This window comes from Pseudomonas sp. MYb2 (genome assembly GCF_002979955.1).
Classification (GTDB): domain Bacteria; phylum Pseudomonadota; class Gammaproteobacteria; order Pseudomonadales; family Pseudomonadaceae; genus Aquipseudomonas.
This window is the reverse complement of record NZ_PCQC01000016.1, coordinates 20,578-37,270: the sequence shown is the minus strand read 5'-3', so window position 1 is coordinate 37,270 and position 16,693 is coordinate 20,578. Positions and strand designations below refer to the sequence as shown.

The window sequence follows — 16,693 nt, the reverse complement described above, 5'->3', positions numbered from 1 at the left end:
TACTCACCACTCAAAGGAAGGGCCCCTATCGTGACTGCCATCAAACTGATCGTTGGCCTGGGAAATCCAGGCGCCGAATACGACCAGACCCGGCATAACGCAGGGGCCCTTTTTGTTGAGCGCATCGCCCACGCACAGAATGTGAATCTTGTGGCCGATCGCAAATATTTCGGCCTGACCGGGCGCTATTCGCATCAGGGTCAGGATGTTCGTCTGCTGATTCCCACCACCTATATGAACCGCAGCGGCCAGGCCGTGGCGGCACTCGCCGGTTTCTTCCGTATCAAGCCTGAAGAAATCCTCGTGGCGCACGACGAACTCGACTTGCCTCCGGGCGTTGCCAAGCTCAAGCAAGGCGGCGGCCATGGCGGTCACAACGGGTTGCGCGACATCATTGCGCAACTGGGCAATCAGAATACGTTCTACCGCCTGCGGCTTGGCATTGGCCACCCGGGCGTCGCCAGTATGGTTTCAAATTTCGTCCTGGGTCGTGCGCCACGCGCCGAACAGGAAAAACTCGATGCCAGCATCGACTTTGCCCTCGGCGTGCTGCCGGATATCCTCGCCGGTGAATGGAACCGCGCGATGAAAAACCTGCACAGCCAGAAGGCCTGACTCTACTCCGAGGGGAAACACCATGGGATTCAATTGCGGCATCGTCGGTCTGCCTAACGTCGGCAAGTCCACCCTGTTCAACGCCCTGACCAAATCCGGTATCGCGGCCGAAAACTTCCCCTTCTGCACCATCGAGCCGAACAGCGGCATCGTGCCGATGCCGGATCCGCGTCTGGAAGCCCTGGCGGCCATCGTCAATCCGAAGCGCATCCTGCCGACCACCATGGAATTCGTCGACATCGCTGGCCTGGTAGCCGGCGCCTCGAAAGGTGAAGGCCTGGGCAACAAGTTCCTCGCCAACATCCGCGAAACCGACGCGATCGCTCACGTGGTGCGCTGCTTCGAAGACGAAAACGTGATCCACGTTTCCAACAGCGTCGATCCGAAGCGCGACATCGAAATCATCGACCTGGAACTGATCTTCGCCGACCTCGACAGCTGCGAGAAGCAACTGCAGAAAGTCGCGCGTAACGCCAAGGGCGGTGACAAGGACGCCGTGGTTCAGAAGGCTCTGCTTGAGCAACTGATCGCGCACTTCACCGAAGCCAAACCGGCGCGCAGCCTGATGAAGAACATGAGCGCTGACGAAAAAGCGGTGATCAAGGGCTTCCACCTGCTGACCACCAAACCGGTCATGTACATCGCCAACGTTGCTGAAGACGGTTTCGAGAACAACCCGCACCTGGACGTGGTTCGCGCCATCGCCGAAGAAGAAGGCGCGATGGTCGTTCCGGTCTGCAACAAGATCGAAGCTGAAATCGCCGAGCTCGATGACGGCGAAGAGAAGGACATGTTCCTCGAGGCCCTGGGCCTGGAAGAGCCTGGCCTGAACCGCGTGATCCGCGCCGGCTACGAAATGCTGCACCTGCAGACCTACTTCACCGCCGGTGTCGAAGAAGTCCGCGCCTGGACCGTCAAAGTCGGTGCCACCGCTCCTCAAGCTGCCGGCGTGATCCACACCGACTTCGAGAAGGGCTTCATCCGCGCCGAAGTGATCGCCTACAACGACTTCATCCAGTACAAGGGCGAAGCCGGTACCAAAGAAGCCGGTAAATGGCGTCTGGAAGGCAAGGATTACATCGTCAAGGACGGCGACGTGATGCACTTCCGTTTTAACGTGTAAGCGACACGCCCAAGAAAAAGCCGCGTTTGATACGCGGCTTTTTTGTGCCTGAAATATTTTCCGCCACGCCACCAATTCCCTGTAGGAGTGAGCCTGCTCGCGATAGCGGAGTGTCAGTCAATTCAACCGTAACTGACACACCGCTATCGCGAGCAGGCTCACTCCTACAATGGGAAATGTGTGAATCAGGTTTTTTTGGTCCGCGGCAGGAAAATCGCCAACACGCCAAACAACGGCAGGAACGAACACAGGAAATACACGTACTCAATCCCGTGAATATCCGCCAGATGCCCGAGCAACGCCGCGCCAATCCCGCCAAAACCAAACATCAGACCAAAGAACACCCCGGCAATCATCCCGACATTGCCCGGCACCAGCTCCTGCGCGTACACCACAATCGCCGAGAACGCCGAGGCCAGAATGAAGCCGATCACCACGCTAAGAACACTGGTCCAGAACAGATCGACATGAGGCATCAGCAGCGTGAACGGTGCCACGCCGAGGATCGAGAACCAGATCACCGCCTTACGCCCGATCTTGTCGCCAATCGGCCCGCCGAAAAATGTGCCCGCCGCCACCGCGCCTAAAAACAGGAACAGGTGCAGTTGCGAACTGGCCACCGACAAGTCGAACTTCTCGATCAGGTAGAAGGTGAAGTAACTGGTCAGGCTGGCCATGTAGAAATACTTGGAAAACACCAACAGCCCCAGCACCACCAGCGCACTGGTCACCCTGCCCTTCGACAGCCCGTGAGTCGCTGCCTGACCGGCCTTGAGCTTGAACAGATTGAGGTGATGGGCGTACCAGCGGCTGATGCGGTACAGCACGAACAGCGCAAACACCGCGAACAAACCGAACCACGCCACATTGCCCTGACCGAACGGAATGATGATCGCCGCCGCCAGCAACGGGCCAAACGCGGAACCGGCGTTACCGCCAACCTGAAAAGTCGATTGCGCCAGACCAAAGCGTCCGCCCGAGGCCAGTCGCGCAATCCGCGAGGCCTCGGGGTGGAACGTCGAGGAACCGATTCCGATCAGCGCCGCCGCCAGCAGAATCAACGGAAAACTGCCGACCATCGACATCATCACGATGCCAATTAGCGTGCAGATTGAACCGGCCGGCAACAGCCACGGTTTCGGATGCCGGTCGGTGTGATAACCGACCCACGGTTGCAGCAGCGACGCGGTCAGTTGAAAGGTCAAGGTGATCAGGCCGACCTGAGTAAAGGTCAGGCCGTAATTGGCCTTGAGCATCGGGTAGATCGACGGCAGCACCGACTGGATCAGATCGTTGATCAAATGCGCCAGCGCCACCGCGCCGATGATACGCATCACCAATGGACTGCTTTGGGGAGCAGCGGGCGCCGAGGCAGCGGCGGTCTGAACGTTGCTGATAGCCATGAAAGTTTCCGGACAGCAGATGGGTGCACGCAGGCAGGTGCGTCAATGTGCCATTTTTCGGTGCGCCAGCGCCATCCCCTTAGCCAGCTAACTAACCAACTGAATCACAGATCAATCCCTGTAGGAGCTGCCGAAGGCTGCGATCTTTTGATCTTGATCTTAAAAACAAAGATCAAAAGATCGCAGCCTTCGGCAGCTCCTACACAAAGCCCGGATTATCTGGACAAGGTGATAGCGCAACGCCATGGTCTGAATCTTGCCTTGCTTCTCCCCTTGAACGCGGGCGCCTTACAAAGGCGACCGACAATGGGAAGTTTCGCTACAGAGCCGGCCTACAGAGCGGGCGAGAGTGAACTTTCGAGGCCTTTTAGCAGGGCACAACATCCAGGTCGCACGACCGCGATGCACGCCATTGGTGCGTGGTGTCCAGAGGAGTCATGGGGCATGCAGGCTTTCCTTTCACCGGGGATCAAATTGCTGGGGCGTTTTGGCTTCGCAGGTAAATTCCAGTTGTTGTTTCTGCTGTTCATTCTGCCGTTGGCCGGCAGCCTGTTGATGATCGGCCAGGACTATCGCGACAAGCTCAATCTGATTTCCGGCGAACGCGCCGGCGTGCGCCAGTTGCTCGCGCTGGATGCGCTGGACAACCTGCTCGCCGCCCAACGTGACCGCGCTGCCCGCTGGCGCGCCACCGAAACCAATCGCCAGCCGACACCGGCCACTCTCGCCGCCATGGCCGCGTTCGATGCGGTGCAACCGGCGGTTCTGCAAGCCACCACAGATTTGGGCAACGCGTTGAAAAACGAAGGTGCCGAAGGCGAAACCCTCAGTCGTTATCAAGCGCTGCAAACCGCGCTCAACGGCCTGGACTCGAAAAGCCTCAGCGGTGTCGGTTGGTGGCCGGACGGCTACGACCGTTTCACCAACGCCCTCAGCGCCCTGCAAGCGTTGCGCGAGCAGATCGTCATGGACAACCGCCTGACTCTCGCGCCGTGGCTGGAAACCTACTTGCTGACGCAAATTTCCACGCAACACGCGCCGGACCTGATCGAACGGGTCGGCCGCCTTGCCGCAGTCGGCCAGGCCTCGGTCGTCTCCGGCCAGTTCACCCTGCAAAGCCGTTTGCAGTTGCGTGACCTGCGCAGCCGCATCGGCGATGCCCGCGAGCAACTGGTGAAAACCGCCACGCTGCTCGAAGCACGCCTGCCGAAAGATCAGCAGAGCTGGGCCAGCCAATACCACGACAGCCTCAAACACCTCGATAGCGGTTTGAAGGTGCTGGATGACGGTGTGTTCGGCGGCAGCATCAACCTCAAACCGGAAGACTTCGAACGCAGCCTCGACGCCTTGCTGAGCGACCTCGCCGCCCTGCGCCAGCAATCGCTGGTGTCGCTGGATCTGCGCCTCGACGCCTACCACAGCTCAGCAATCCGACAGTTCATCCTCGTCGCAGCGATCTTCGGTTGCCTGCTGCTCGCGGCGTTGTATTTGTTCGTCTGCCTGCAAGCCTCGATCCGCCGCAGCGCCAGCGGAATTACTTTGCTGGCCGAAGCCCTGCGCGATGGCAACCTCAGCCTGCAAGTGCCGGTGGTGGGCCGCGACGAACTGGCGGCGATCAGCACTGCGCTCAACGTCGCCGTGGTGCAACTGCGCAACAGCATGCTCGGCGTCGATCACGAGACCTCGCAGTTGAGCAACGCGGTGCGCAGCCTCAACGAACATTCCAGCGGCGCCCTCGGCGAAGTCGAGGCGCAGCAGTTGCAGATCAGCCAGATCGCCGCTGCTGCCACGCAATTGGCCGCGACATCGCAAGGCGTGGCGCAAAGCTGCGAACAGGCCTCCGGCAGCGCGCAGCACACCCGCCGCATCGCCGCCGACAGCAGCCGTGACAGCCAACGCACCACGGCGAGTATCCAGCAGCTCAATCAACGCTTGAACGAGACCGCTGCGGCGTTGGGTCGGGTCAGCGAGCAAGGTCAGCAGATCCAATTGGTCGTCGATACCATTCGCGGTGTTGCCGAACAGACCAACCTGCTCGCGCTTAACGCGGCCATCGAAGCTGCGCGCGCAGGTGAACAAGGTCGCGGTTTCGCTGTGGTGGCGGATGAAGTGCGTAGCCTGTCGCAACGCACACAATCTTCGACAGCGCAGATTGCCGGCACAGTCGACAGCTTGCGCGCCACGGTCAACGAAGCCGTGAGTTTGATGGAAGCGGCGTGTGGTCAGGCGCAAACCGACGCCGAATCGGTCACCGGCCTCGGTGAACGCCTGGGCGAAATCGCCAGCGCCGTACAGAGCGTCACTGACACGCTCGCGCAGATCGCTACGGCGGTCGAGGAACAGGCCAGCACCGCCGATGAAGTCAGCGGCAATATCCAGCAGGTCGATCAGGCGGCCGTGCGTTTGCTTGAAGGCGCACGCGCGGTGAACCTCGCGGCGGATACCCTGAGTCAGGGCAGCCACGCCTTGAGCGCCAATACCGCAAGATTTCAGCTGCGTTGAGGCCCTGCCCGGCCCGGATTTCCCGGGCTGGAGGATAAGCGGTTGAAAATAAGAAGAAATATTTTAAATTTACGCTTGACGCTTTTCCATTTCAGGGGAATAATGCGCGCCACTTGGCTACATAGCTCAGTTGGTTAGAGCATAGCATTCATAATGCTGGGGTCCGGGGTTCAAGTCCCTGTGTAGCCACCAAGTACTAAAAACGGCTTACCGAAAGGTAGGCCGTTTTTTTATGCCTCGAGAAAAGTTTCGGTAATCTGTTATTCCGCAGTAATCACAGCCCCCCCCTTCATCACGCGCACTTTGACGTTCTCGCTTACCTCGAATCCTGCCCGCCGTAACCACAGGCCGCGGAACTTGATCCAAGGCACGGGTTTGGCGTTCAAACCTCTTTTTCTTCGTCGCTCGTTTTGGTCGCTGCCTGTGCGATCAGGGCGTCGAGCATCTGCGTAATGACCTTCTGTTGGACCTTCGAAAGCGCCTTGATGGACTGCAGCCGTCCCCATGCAAAGCGAAAGACTACAAGCACGAAACACCCCGGCTTCAGCTGAATCAATCGCCAATCAACAGGCCGAGAGAGCGCTGTAGGAAACAGGTCCGATTCAGGTACGAATTGGATTTTTCGTAAAACCAAGCGCCTGAAACTTGCCCCACCGGTTTGCCCGAATTCCCCATTGACCGACAAGCTTCCCTGGCTCGATTCAAAGCCATACAGGGAGTTGGCATGGCTCGATTCAAATCGCTCTTCGATGAAGATTGGCCCTGGAAGCGCGACTACGGCGGCGCTTCATGGGGCGGGTGGTTTCCACCCAAAGCGCCGGAGCCGGTGTACATCGAAAAGGATGAATGGCCAACGCCCAATCGCCGCGAAGATCAGGTGTTCGCCAAGTCCTGCACGGTGGATAACTGGTGCCGAACGGACGCCGGTACGGCACCCGAACCCGCCAGCAACTTCGGCAAGATCATGGTCGCCGGCGCCATGCTCTTGCCCTCTGCCAGCACCGCTGTCGCGACGGCAATAGGTGCCGATCTGGCCTTGGGGCGTTTGGCGGGCGGCGGCATTTTGCAACAACGCCTCAACTGGGCAATTCGCGGCGCTGCTGGGCCGGCCAGCGTGTTCGTCCTCGGGATGCTGCCGACCCGCATGGGTGACGGCACGCTGCACACCGACGAACAACTGCGCCGCATGAGCCGCGCCCCCACTCGTGTGCGCTTCCAGTTTCGACGTAATACTGAAGGAGTCATGCAGGTTTACGGCATCCACTCCGGCGCTTCGGGCGATGACTCGGTGCGCACTGTCAAAGTCGAGTGGAACAGCGACAAGACTGCGATGGAGGCCAAGCTCAACGGCATCACGATTTTGTGGACGCCACAACGCGGGCCACTCGGTTCGATGCCGCCGCTGGTTTATCCCGAACACGGCGAGCAACTGAACACGATCCTTGTTCATCCGATTCCCGAGAACACGGATACCCAGATAGAAGGCCTGCCCGGCGAGGACATTACTGCCGAGGATTGTATTCTGGTGTTCCCGGCGGACACTGGGCTGAAGTCGCTGTATGTGGTTTTTTCGAGGCCGGCCAGACTGACGCCAGGTACGGTGACGGGTGTTGGTGAGGATGTGTCGGGGATATGGCTTACTGGGGCGGGAACGGGGGTCGGCGCGCCGATTCCGACACGGATTGCGGATAGGCTTAGGGGGCGGGAGTTTTCAAGCTTCGATGCCTTCAGAAAGGCGTTTTGGACTGAGGTTGTGAATGATCCAGAACTGGCTGAGCAATTTAAACCGCAGAATATTGCGCTTATGCGCAGTGGCAGCGCACCTCATGCCCGGTATCAAGATGCTGTGGGTAAAAGAAAAACTTACGAACTACATCACGTTGTATGGGTATCGGAAGGTGGTGATGTATATGACATCGAGAACTTAAGGGTCAGCACGCCAAAAAATCATATAGATATTCACCGGAAATAACCTCATGGCAAATAAAATTACTGATTACACCGAAGAGCAATTCATTAGCTTATTGCAGGAAATATTCACTTCCAATGGGGATGGCACGCCAGAGATGGTGTTGGCGGATCTATTGGATAAATTCTGTGACCTCGCCGAGCACCCCGCCGGTACTGACCTGATTTATTGGCCGGAGGATGACGCTGATTGCACCCCTGAAGGCATCACCGAAACCGTAAAGAAATGGCGCGCCACCAATGAGCTACCCGGATTCAAACGGTAATTCAATCCGCCCATTTAAACCGACCATTGCATGACAAAAATATCTGACTACACAGAAGCTGATTTCGTCGAATTTCTAAAATCCGTACTAGCCGCCAACACCAGCCCCGATGAAATACTTGATCCGCTATTACTGGAGTTTGCGCGTCTATCAGAACACCCGGCGGGATCTGATCTGATTTACTGGCCGGAAGATCTGAGCAAATCCCTAACGGCCGAAGAAATCACCGAAACAGTAAAGCGGTGGCGCGCGGCGAATGGACTGCCTGGGTTCAAGCAATAAGTACCTATACCTCGAGATGATCACCGAACTTGTGTCGAGGGGATAAACCTCCTCACCATAACGCTATGCCTGACCTACTCAGGTTTCTCTGTCGACAGGGCTGCCAACCCCTTCGCCCAAATCTGCCGAGTCCGCAGCCCCACCATCGCCCGCCAATCCGGATCAACCGGATAAAACTGCTCCAGCAAATTCACTTTGATCCCCCTCCCCGTCGCATCCAGCGGATCGCCATGCAAATGCAGCCAATGGTCATCGCGCAAATGCCGATGCACATCCGGCCCCGGATAAGTCCCGCACTCGATCACGAACGGCATCAACTGCACGTCCGGTAAAGCATTGAGCAACGCCTGCGAGGTGTACCCGGTAGCCGTCGCTGCCACACCGGTTTCGCTCAAGGTGTCGGCGCCCGTGTGCAGGGTGTAAAGCCATGGACCATAAATCGCCTGCGCTTGCGCAAGTGCCGGGTAAGGCGCCTGGGTGATGGTCAGCAACATCGGATGGCCGTACTCACCGGCGCCGGTGTGCAGGTCGAAACACATCACGGTTTCAGCGCCAGCCAGATGCGTTTCGATGATTTGCTGCAAGGTGCGATTCGACCAGCTCGGCGCACGGCCGCCGTAAAACAGGCCGTCGGGATGGCTGTGCTGACCGCCCTCGACAATCGACATCACCGCCGGCCAGCCGTGTTCGTTGATCTGCGCATCGAGCAAGACATCGGCGCGTTGGCGCTCGGGGCCGTGCAAATCGGTGCAGGCGTAGATTTCATGCAGTGCGGCGTAAGCGCGGTTATCTGGGAGAGGCCCGGTGAAATCCAGATGATTGCGGTTGAGGTCGATGTTGTCTTCGTTGACCCGGCGTAACCACGCCGTGCCCCATGGGTTGATCAGGTGAACCATGACCACCGCAACATCCTTGGGCAGCGAACCGGGTTCGAAGGTTTTCAGCCATTCGATCTGGCAATCCGAGCCGTAATAGCCCTCGACCCCGTGCGTACCGCTGAGCGTTACCAGACGACGTTTGGCCTGCGGATCACCGAGCACGACGACGTCGGTGCTCAGCGGTTCGCCGAATGGCCCGCAGCGTGGATGTGCGTAGGCGGTGAGCGTGGCGCCGGCGGCATTGGCGGCGGCGAGAAACTGTTCGCGTTGATTGCGGTAACTGGCTTCGGTGGGGAACTCGCTGTGCATTCTTGGCCTCTTGTGATTTTTATGGTTTGACCTCTGTAGGAGTGAGCCTGCTCGCGATCGCGGTGGGTCAGTCAGCAATGATGTTGAATGTGATGACGCTATCGCGAGCAGGCTCACTCCTACAGGGGATGCTGGTGCTCTATAAATTTGAGCTTGACCCTAGCGAACATCCGCCCCGAAAAGAAAGACAAAAATACCCATCGGTTTGCGTCGCGACCGAGCGGTCGATAAAGTCCCTGAGACTTTTATCCCACGGACGGAGAGCCCGCGTGTTTTCAGCCTTGCCTTTGAGCCGCTTTCGCCTGCCAGCCCTGACGCTGATCATCAGCGCCCTGACCCTCACCGCCTGCAACGCCCCGCCCTCCTCGACTTTGCCGCTGCCCCCGGAAGCCGCGTCCGGTTTCCGTACCGATCTGCAAACCCGTCACGCCAGTAAACACATGGCAGCGGCTGCCAACCCTCTGGCTGCTGAAGCTGGTCGGGAGATGCTGCGTCAGGGTGGTTCGGCGATTGATGCGGCGATTGCGATGCAAGCGGTGCTGACCCTGGTTGAGCCGCAGTCATCCGGGATCGGCGGCGGCGCGATGATCGTGTTGTGGGACGGCAAACAGGTGCGCACGTATGACGGTCGCGAAACCGCACCGGCCGGGGCGACCGAGAAGCTGTTCTTGCGTGCTGATGGCCAGCCGATGTCGTTCCCGCAGGCGCAGATTGGCGGTCGTTCGGTCGGTACACCGGGCGTGTTGCGCGCGCTGGAGATGGCACACGAACAACACGGTCGTCTGCCATGGGCGAAGCTGTTTGAACCGGCGATCAAACTGGCCGAGCAAGGCTTTGCCATTTCGCCGCGCCTGCATTCGCTGCTGGAATCAGATCCGGTAATCCGCAAATCACCCGACATGGCCAAGTACTTCCTCAACGCCGACGGCAGCGTCAAAGCCGTCGGCACACGTCTGCAAAACCCGGCGCTGGCCGCCGTGCTCAAACGCATCGCCAATGAAGGCCCGGATGCGTTGTACAAAGGCCCGATCGCCGAAGAAATCGTCGCCAAGGTGCAGGGTCACGCCAACCCCGGCAGCCTGTCGCTGAACGATCTGCAGCGCTATCAGGCCAAGGAACGCGCGCCGCTGTGCACCGATTACAAGCGCTGGCAGGTCTGCGGCATGCCGCCGCCGTCGTCGGGCGGGATCGCCGTGGCGCAGATTCTCGGTACGTTGCAGGCACTGGAAACGCGCGATCCACGTCTTTCCCTGACGCCGCTCAAACCAGTGAAAACCGACAAACCGGCGGGCATCGAACCGGCGCCAGAGGCTGTGCATCTGATCGCCGAAGCCGAACGTCTGGCCTACGCCGACCGCGCGCAATACGTCGCCGACACCGACTTCGTGCCAGTGCCGGTAAAAGGCCTGGTCGATCCGGGTTACCTCGCCAGCCGCGCCAGCCTGATCGGCGAACGCAGCATGGGCAGCGTCAAACCGGGCACACCGCCGGGCGTGCAGGTGGCCTACGCGCCGGACCGCTCGCCGCTGCGCATCTCCACCTCGCAAGTGGTCGCGGTGGATGACCTCGGCGGCGCGGTGTCGATGACCACCACCATCGAAGCCGCGTTCGGCTCACACCTGATGGTGCAGGGCTTTTTGCTGAACAACCAGATGACCGACTTCTCGTTCATCCCCGAAGAGAATGGCCAGAAAGTCGCCAACCGCGTCGAGCCCGGCAAACGCCCGCGCTCGTCGATGGCGCCAACGCTGATCTTCGATCGCCACAGCGGCGAATTCGTCGCCACGGTCGGCTCACCGGGTGGTTCGCAAATCATCGAATACGTCGCCAAAACCACCGTCGGCCTGCTCGACTGGAACCTCGACCCACAAAGCGCCATCAGCCTGCCCAACTTCGGCAGCCGCAACGGCCCGACCGAACTGGAACAAGGTCAGTTCAGCCCGGCGCTGATTCAGGCGCTGAAAGACAAAGGGCATGCGGTGAATGAAATCGACATGACCAGCGGCACCCAGGCCATCGTGCGGGTCAAGGATGCGCAGGGGAAAGCGTCGTTGGAGGGTGGTGCGGATCCACGGCGTGAGGGCGAAGCGTTGGGGGATTGAGGCTAGAACGCAAAGAGAAAAGGCTTACCGTGAGGTAGGCCTTTTTTGTGGCCAACAGATTGTGTTCACTCGCATCCCGTCGCCTTTTCCTACACCGAAAATTTGCTGCCACGGATAGAGTAAGTGGCCGTTCAGCAAACAACACTTTCGGGATCTGCTGGCATTTATGAACACGCAAATATTAGAACCGTACGTCCACCGACAGCCAACAGCCTTGCATCAGTCCCATAGCGGGACTAGGATCGCGTCATGAGAATTATCGCTGTCAGTCAGCTCAAAAATTTTTGGCAACGGTATCCGGACTCAGAGCAACCACTGTTGGCGTGGATAGATGAAGCGAGGAAAGCAAGCTGGTCAACGCCCTCGGACATCAAGGCACATTTTACTTCTGCGAGCATTCTGAAAAGCCGCAGAGTGGTGTTCAACATCAAGGGCAATGACTTTCGCCTGATCGTAGCCGTGGCCTACCGCTTCGGCGCCATATACATAAAATTCGTCGGCACCCACAAGCAGTACGATGCAATCGACGCTGATACCGTCGAAATGGAGTAACCCATGAACATACGTCCGATTCATAACGAAGAAGACTACCGTGCGGCGCTCAAAAACGTGTCTGCACTTTTCGACAACGAGCCAGAACCGGGTACCCCTGAAGGTGATTACTTCGACATCATGATCACTCTCATTGAGGCCTATGAAGCCAAACAGTTTCCACTGGATTTGCCCAATCCGATCGATGCCATCAAATTCCGAATGGAACAGTCAGGCCTGTCAGCCGCGGATCTCGCTCCGGCTATTGGTCGAACAAACAGGGTCTATGAAGTGTTGAACGGCAAGCGGGCACTCACTTTGCCAATGATATGGAAACTTCATGAGCTGTTTGGAATTCCCGCCGAAAGCCTGATCAAACCAATGAAGCAAATCTGATACAAATTGCAGCAACCCAGCCTTTGACTGCAGCTTAGCGATCAGCGATTAGCCACCAGATGCGCCCCAAACAGCAAATAACAACCACCGGCCAAGCGATCAAGCCATTGCCGCGAACGCTCGTACACACCAGCGATCCGACGACTGGCGAAGAACAGCGCCACGCAGCAATACCAACTGAACGACAGCGTCGCCATGGTCAGCACCGCCAGCGCCAGCAACAGCGGCGGGATGTGAGCTGGCATGGCGGTGGCGAAGATGGTGGCGACGAACAGTGCTGACTTGGGATTGGTCATGTTGCCCAGAAAGCCGCGACCATAAGCGCCGAGCAACGTTTGCTGCGAGTCATCCAGCGTACCCGCGACAATCGGCGCCTTGCGCTTGAACTGCTTGAGCCCGAGGTAGATCAGGTAGCAGCCACCGGCAATCTTGAAGCTCAGGTACAGCGTCGGCGCGGCACTGAACAGCGACTGAATGCCCAGGCCACCCGCCAGCCCCCACAACACGGTTCCGCTGGCGACGCCGAGCGCCGCGACTACGCCATGACGGCGGGAACGGCTGACCGCGAGTTGCGCGATGTTGAAGAAGTTCGGGCCGGGCGTGACCACCGCCACGGTCCACAACAGGGCCAGCGACAGTAACGGCGCCAGATAACTCGAAAGGGAAAGATCCATGGGGGTATGCGCCTGATTGGGTTCGACGATGCCCCCTACCTTGCAACATCCTGCAATGTTTTGCCATCAGCCGTCATTCAGACCGCTAGCGTCTTGCCATCCACCGCATCACCAATCTTCAGAAAATGCCCGCCCGCCACGTGGTGCAAGGTGCGCAAACCGTCATGCCCTTCGAAATGCCAGCGTCCGTCGCTGAACACGCGTTCATCGGCGTGGGCGGCGATGACTTCGGCGAGGAACAGGTCGTACTGCTCGTGGTTGCGCGGCTCCGGCAGCAAACGGCATTCGAGCCAGGCGACGCAGCCTTCAAGCAAAGGTGCTTCAACTTGTTCGCCATTGAAGGTCTGTAAGGCGTAAGCCTGAAATTTGTCTTGCCCTTGGCTTTGGGTGATGTCCAGGCCCGAGGTATTGCCGACGGTTTGCACGATGTCGGCCTGATCGACGCACGGCACGTTGAGCACGAAGGTACCGGACGCTTCGAGCAACTGGCGGGTCCAAGTGGATTTTTCGAGGACGACCGCGACTTTCGGTGGCTCGAAATCCAGCGGCATGGCCCATGCGGCAGCCATGATGTTGCGCTGACCGTCGTGAGCGGCGCTGACCAATACGGTCGGCCCGTGGTTGAGCAAACGGTAGGCTTTGTTCAGGGGCACCGGGCGGCGGTGGGAATCGCTCATGGGGTCTGCTCCGGGGGAAAAGGAGCCGATTGTAGCGCCAGCATCGAAATACAGGCAGGTGAAAACTCTGTAGGAGCTGCGGCACGCTGCGATCTTTTGATCTTGATGTTGATCCTCGGAATCAAGATCAAAAGATCGCAGCGTGCCGCAGCTCCTACAGGGGTTTAGTGCAGGTCAGTGGGAGAGTTGGTTGGCGAACTGGCCAACGGCATTCACGACTTTCTGCGCACCGTCCTGAATCTCGACAATCACCGTGCCCGCCTCGGCCGCCAGCGCCAGCCCTTGTTCAGCCTGAAGCTTGCCGTCGGTCATCAGGGCCACGGCGTTGCGCGCCATTTCCTGGTTCTGCCGCACCACGGTGACGATCTCTTCGGTCGCCTGGCTGGTGCGCGAGGCCAGTTGCCGCACTTCGTCGGCCACCACCGCAAAACCACGGCCCTGCTCACCGGCGCGCGCCGCCTCAATGGCAGCATTGAGCGCCAGCAGGTTGGTCTGTTCGGCAATGCCGCTGATGGTTTTGACGATGGTACCGATCACCTGCGACTGCTCGTTCAGCGCCTCGATACCCTCACCGGCTGCCTGCATGTGCCGCGACAGATCACGCATTACGTTGACCGCCTCAGTCACCACCGTGGTACCGCGCTGGGCGGTGCTGTCGGTTTGCTGCGAGGTGCTGTAGGCAATGCTCGCCGCGTCGGCTACCGCTTGTTCGCGGTTGACCTGATCAGTGATCACGGTGGCGAACTTCACCACTTTGTACAGTTTCTCGTTGGCATCGACCACCGGGTTGTAGGACGCCTCCAGCCACACCGTACGACCGTGGCTGTCGACACGTTTGAAGCGATCAGCCACGAATTCGCCGTTGTTCAAACGGCGCCAGAAGTTCTGGTACTCGGCGCTGTTGTATTCCTCCGGGGTGCAGAACAGGCGGTGATGTTTGCCCTTGATCTGCGCCAGGTTGTAACCCATGCCGCTGAGGAAGCGATCGTTGGCGTTCAGCACATTGCCGTTGAGGTCGAACTCGATCACCGCAGTCGAACGCACCAGTGCACCGATGAGGTTTTCGTGTTCACGGGAGGCTTCGATGGTGCGGGTCAGGTCGCTGGCGAACAGCGAAATATGCTTGATCCGCCCGTCCGAAGAACGCACCGGTTGCACGATCGAACGCAGCCACGCCTCTTCACCATTGCCACGCAGCAGGCGCACGGCACCGGCGAAATGCTCGCCACGGGTCATAGCGTTTTTGAAGCGCTGGTGGAATTCGTCAGTCTTCACATGCGCCGGGACGATGTCTTCAATCGCCCGACCGATCAGGTCCTGACTCTTGTAAAGCATCTCGGTGAGGAAGTTCTGATTGACCGACTGAATGCGCCCGTCGGGCTCAAGGTTCAGCACCAGCATCTCGCTTTCCAGGCTTTCCTTTACCTGCACGAGGCTGGAGAGTTCTTCACGAAGAGCGGCCAGCTCTTGCTTCAAGCGTTTGTTGAACATGGGAAAGTACCGATGGGCAGGATAGAAAGCGGGATGCAGCCTAACCATCGGCCTTGAAAATCTTTTCTGAAGAGCGTTTGCGACCCGTCGGTCAAAAATAGTGCCGCGCCACCGCGTCAGGCAGTTCCCGCCACCTGACACGGTCCCGTGCGTGGCATTCGCGAGCCGAAATACGCCGCCGTCAGGAGACCCACCACGCCCATCACCGCGCAGAACATCACGCAGATCCATGGGCTCCACGGCATCAGACCGATCAGCAATAGCGGTGTGATACTGGCCCAAATGGCGTAGGCAATGTTGTAGGTAAAGGAAATGCCTGACACGCGAATACGTGCCGGGAACAACCCGACCATCACCGACGGCACCGCGCCGACAACACCGCAAGCCAGACCGGCCACCGCGTATGCCAAGCCTACCCAGCTACCGCCCATGATCAGGCAGCCATACAGCACGCCGATGCCCAGTGGCAGCAACAGGCTGTAGAGCATGACCGTGCGCCAGGCGCCAAGACGATCGACCAGCAACCCGGCGATCACGCAGCCGATATTGAGAAACACGATGCCCAATGCACTGAGGGCGAAGGTGTGGCTGGCGGTCATGCCGAAGGTTTTCTGCATCATGGTCGGGGTGATGACGACGAACACCACCACCGCCGAAGTCAGCACGCAGGTCAGCAACATTGCCGGCAGCATCGCCAGTCGATGCTCGCGCAGCACCGTGCGCAGCGGCAGTTCAACCCGCGCCTCGCGCTGCGCTTCCATGGCCATGAACACCGGGGTTTCGCTCAGCCAGCGGCGCAGGTAAACGCCAATCACGCCGAACACGCCACCGAGCAGGAACGGGTAACGCCAGGCGTAATCGAGAATTTCCGCCGGGGTGAACACTTGCGCGAGAAAGGTCGCGGTCAATGCGCCGATCAGATAACCGAAAGTCAGGCCGGCCTGCAAAAAGCCCAGGGCGTAACCGCGATGGCCGGTCGGCGCGTGCTCGGCGACGAACACCCAGGCACTCGGCACTTCACCGCCTACCGCCGCACCTTGAAGGATGCGCAACGCCAGCAGCAACAGCGGTGCGAAGTAACCGATCTGCGCGTAGGTCGGCATGATCCCGATCAGCAGGCACGGCAGCGCCATCATCAGGATGCTCAGGCTGAAGACTTTCTTGCGCCCGAGTTTGTCGGCGAAATGCGCCATCAGAATCCCGCCCAACGGCCGCGCCAGATAACCGGTGACAAAAATCCCGAAACTTTGCAGCAAACGCAGCCACTCGGGCATTTCCGGGGGGAAAAACAATTGGCTGAGGGTCAGGGCGAAGAACACGAAGATGATGAAATCGTAAATTTCCAGCGCACCGCCAAGGGCCGCAAGGCCGAGGGTCTTGTAGTCGGAACGGCTGAACGGCGCGGGTTTGGCCGCGGTTTGGGCAGTCATGGCAAAGAACTCTGAATCAGGCAAAAAACCAAGGCGCCCATGGTCT

General features: G+C 59.0%; 16 protein-coding genes, 1 tRNA gene and 2 pseudogenes. 10 read left to right on the top strand and 9 right to left on the bottom strand.

Annotated features, from left to right (window positions below; genetic code table 11):
- Nucleotides 1–30: 30 nt before the first annotated feature.
- On the top strand, nucleotides 31–615 hold the full coding sequence (gene pth / locus CQ009_RS22550; RefSeq protein WP_008079560.1) for an aminoacyl-tRNA hydrolase: 585 nt from the start codon (nucleotides 31–33) through the stop codon (nucleotides 613–615).
- A gap of 22 nt (nucleotides 616–637) precedes the next feature.
- Nucleotides 638–1,738: a redox-regulated ATPase YchF gene (ychF, locus tag CQ009_RS22545; protein WP_007912904.1), complete on the top strand. Its 1,101-nt coding sequence runs from the start codon at nucleotides 638–640 to the stop codon at nucleotides 1,736–1,738.
- Between the two features lie 185 nt (nucleotides 1,739–1,923).
- Here ychF and CQ009_RS22540 read toward each other — a convergent pair whose 3' ends face one another.
- Nucleotides 1,924–3,141 (bottom strand): MFS transporter, encoded by a 1,218-nt coding sequence (locus CQ009_RS22540; RefSeq protein WP_105708771.1) that lies wholly within the window; start codon nucleotides 3,139–3,141, stop codon nucleotides 1,924–1,926.
- A gap of 444 nt (nucleotides 3,142–3,585) precedes the next feature.
- Between CQ009_RS22540 and CQ009_RS22535 the strand changes: the two genes are divergently transcribed.
- Together CQ009_RS22535 and CQ009_RS22530 are read left to right on the top strand one after the other, a co-directional pair.
- On the top strand, nucleotides 3,586–5,643 hold the full coding sequence (locus CQ009_RS22535) for a methyl-accepting chemotaxis protein (protein ID WP_105708770.1): 2,058 nt from the start codon (nucleotides 3,586–3,588) through the stop codon (nucleotides 5,641–5,643).
- Nucleotides 5,644–5,758: 115 nt separating this feature from the next.
- Nucleotides 5,759–5,835, top strand: a tRNA-Met gene (locus CQ009_RS22530).
- A gap of 68 nt (nucleotides 5,836–5,903) precedes the next feature.
- Here the strand turns inward: CQ009_RS22530 and CQ009_RS30520 are convergent.
- Both CQ009_RS30520 and CQ009_RS29990 read right to left on the bottom strand, forming a co-directional pair.
- Nucleotides 5,904–6,014, bottom strand: a complete 111-nt coding sequence (locus tag CQ009_RS30520) for a SymE family type I addiction module toxin (protein ID WP_371920182.1) — start codon at nucleotides 6,012–6,014, stop codon at nucleotides 5,904–5,906.
- 11 nt (nucleotides 6,015–6,025) lie between these two features.
- Nucleotides 6,026–6,199, bottom strand: coding sequence for a hypothetical protein (locus CQ009_RS29990; RefSeq protein ID WP_158262983.1), 174 nt, complete (start codon nucleotides 6,197–6,199; stop codon nucleotides 6,026–6,028).
- 168 nt (nucleotides 6,200–6,367) lie between these two features.
- On the opposite strand from CQ009_RS29990, the gene CQ009_RS22520 reads away from it, so the two are divergent.
- From CQ009_RS22520 to CQ009_RS22510, 3 genes are read left to right on the top strand one after another with little or no spacing between them, the layout of a single operon-like run.
- On the top strand, nucleotides 6,368–7,615 hold the full coding sequence (locus CQ009_RS22520) for an S-type pyocin domain-containing protein (RefSeq protein WP_105708768.1): 1,248 nt from the start codon (nucleotides 6,368–6,370) through the stop codon (nucleotides 7,613–7,615).
- A gap of 4 nt (nucleotides 7,616–7,619) precedes the next feature.
- Nucleotides 7,620–7,877, top strand: coding sequence for a bacteriocin immunity protein (locus CQ009_RS22515; protein ID WP_064387650.1), 258 nt, complete (start codon nucleotides 7,620–7,622; stop codon nucleotides 7,875–7,877).
- Between the two features lie 30 nt (nucleotides 7,878–7,907).
- Nucleotides 7,908–8,159 carry a bacteriocin immunity protein gene (locus tag CQ009_RS22510; RefSeq protein ID WP_064387651.1) on the top strand — a complete coding sequence of 84 codons (252 nt, stop codon included), beginning with the start codon at nucleotides 7,908–7,910 and terminating at the stop codon, nucleotides 8,157–8,159.
- A 74-nt stretch (nucleotides 8,160–8,233) separates the two neighbouring features.
- Here CQ009_RS22510 and CQ009_RS22505 read toward each other — a convergent pair whose 3' ends face one another.
- Nucleotides 8,234–9,346 (bottom strand): DUF2817 domain-containing protein, encoded by a 1,113-nt coding sequence (locus CQ009_RS22505; protein WP_105708767.1) that lies wholly within the window; start codon nucleotides 9,344–9,346, stop codon nucleotides 8,234–8,236.
- 269 nt (nucleotides 9,347–9,615) lie between these two features.
- On the opposite strand from CQ009_RS22505, the gene ggt reads away from it, so the two are divergent.
- From ggt to CQ009_RS22490, 3 genes are all read left to right on the top strand, one after another.
- A complete protein-coding gene (gene ggt, locus CQ009_RS22500; RefSeq protein ID WP_105708766.1) occupies nucleotides 9,616–11,448 on the top strand; it encodes a gamma-glutamyltransferase in 1,833 nt (610 codons plus the stop codon).
- A gap of 249 nt (nucleotides 11,449–11,697) precedes the next feature.
- Complete coding sequence (locus CQ009_RS22495) at nucleotides 11,698–12,000, top strand: type II toxin-antitoxin system HigB family toxin (protein WP_064387654.1); 303 nt, start codon at nucleotides 11,698–11,700, stop codon at nucleotides 11,998–12,000.
- A 3-nt stretch (nucleotides 12,001–12,003) separates the two neighbouring features.
- A complete protein-coding gene (locus CQ009_RS22490) occupies nucleotides 12,004–12,375 on the top strand; it encodes a type II toxin-antitoxin system HigA family antitoxin (RefSeq protein WP_064387655.1) in 372 nt (123 codons plus the stop codon).
- A gap of 41 nt (nucleotides 12,376–12,416) precedes the next feature.
- Here the strand turns inward: CQ009_RS22490 and CQ009_RS22485 are convergent, their stop codons facing one another.
- From CQ009_RS22485 to CQ009_RS22470, 5 genes and pseudogenes are all read right to left on the bottom strand, one after another.
- On the bottom strand, nucleotides 12,417–13,049 hold the full coding sequence (locus CQ009_RS22485; RefSeq protein WP_105708765.1) for a LysE family translocator: 633 nt from the start codon (nucleotides 13,047–13,049) through the stop codon (nucleotides 12,417–12,419).
- A gap of 77 nt (nucleotides 13,050–13,126) precedes the next feature.
- A complete protein-coding gene (locus tag CQ009_RS22480) occupies nucleotides 13,127–13,726 on the bottom strand; it encodes a flavin reductase family protein (protein ID WP_105708764.1) in 600 nt (199 codons plus the stop codon).
- A 174-nt stretch (nucleotides 13,727–13,900) separates the two neighbouring features.
- A pseudogene (locus CQ009_RS30515) lies at nucleotides 13,901–14,338 on the bottom strand (methyl-accepting chemotaxis protein); the annotation flags it as partial.
- A gap of 102 nt (nucleotides 14,339–14,440) precedes the next feature.
- A pseudogene (locus CQ009_RS30510) lies at nucleotides 14,441–15,127 on the bottom strand (PAS domain-containing protein); the annotation flags it as partial.
- A 206-nt stretch (nucleotides 15,128–15,333) separates the two neighbouring features.
- Nucleotides 15,334–16,647 (bottom strand): MFS transporter, encoded by a 1,314-nt coding sequence (locus CQ009_RS22470; RefSeq protein ID WP_105708762.1) that lies wholly within the window; start codon nucleotides 16,645–16,647, stop codon nucleotides 15,334–15,336.
- Between the last annotated feature and the right edge of the window lie 46 nt (nucleotides 16,648–16,693).

Bases quoted from the DNA above. Each gene is read 5' to 3' on its own strand.
- ychF (WP_007912904.1), top strand. From the start codon at position 638: ATGGGATTCAATTGCGGCATCGTCGGTCTGCCTAACGTCGGCAAGTCC.
- CQ009_RS22540 (WP_105708771.1), bottom strand. From the start codon at position 3,141: ATGGCTATCAGCAACGTTCAGACCGCCGCTGCCTCGGCGCCCGCTGCT.
- CQ009_RS22535 (WP_105708770.1), top strand. From the start codon at position 3,586: ATGCAGGCTTTCCTTTCACCGGGGATCAAATTGCTGGGGCGTTTTGGC.
- CQ009_RS22520 (WP_105708768.1), top strand. From the start codon at position 6,368: ATGGCTCGATTCAAATCGCTCTTCGATGAAGATTGGCCCTGGAAGCGC.
- CQ009_RS22515 (WP_064387650.1), top strand. From the start codon at position 7,620: ATGGCAAATAAAATTACTGATTACACCGAAGAGCAATTCATTAGCTTA.
- CQ009_RS22510 (WP_064387651.1), top strand. From the start codon at position 7,908: ATGACAAAAATATCTGACTACACAGAAGCTGATTTCGTCGAATTTCTA.
- CQ009_RS22505 (WP_105708767.1), bottom strand. From the start codon at position 9,346: ATGCACAGCGAGTTCCCCACCGAAGCCAGTTACCGCAATCAACGCGAA.
- CQ009_RS22495 (WP_064387654.1), top strand. From the start codon at position 11,698: ATGAGAATTATCGCTGTCAGTCAGCTCAAAAATTTTTGGCAACGGTAT.
- CQ009_RS22490 (WP_064387655.1), top strand. From the start codon at position 12,004: ATGAACATACGTCCGATTCATAACGAAGAAGACTACCGTGCGGCGCTC.
- CQ009_RS22485 (WP_105708765.1), bottom strand. From the start codon at position 13,049: ATGGATCTTTCCCTTTCGAGTTATCTGGCGCCGTTACTGTCGCTGGCC.
- CQ009_RS22480 (WP_105708764.1), bottom strand. From the start codon at position 13,726: ATGAGCGATTCCCACCGCCGCCCGGTGCCCCTGAACAAAGCCTACCGT.
- CQ009_RS22470 (WP_105708762.1), bottom strand. From the start codon at position 16,647: ATGACTGCCCAAACCGCGGCCAAACCCGCGCCGTTCAGCCGTTCCGAC.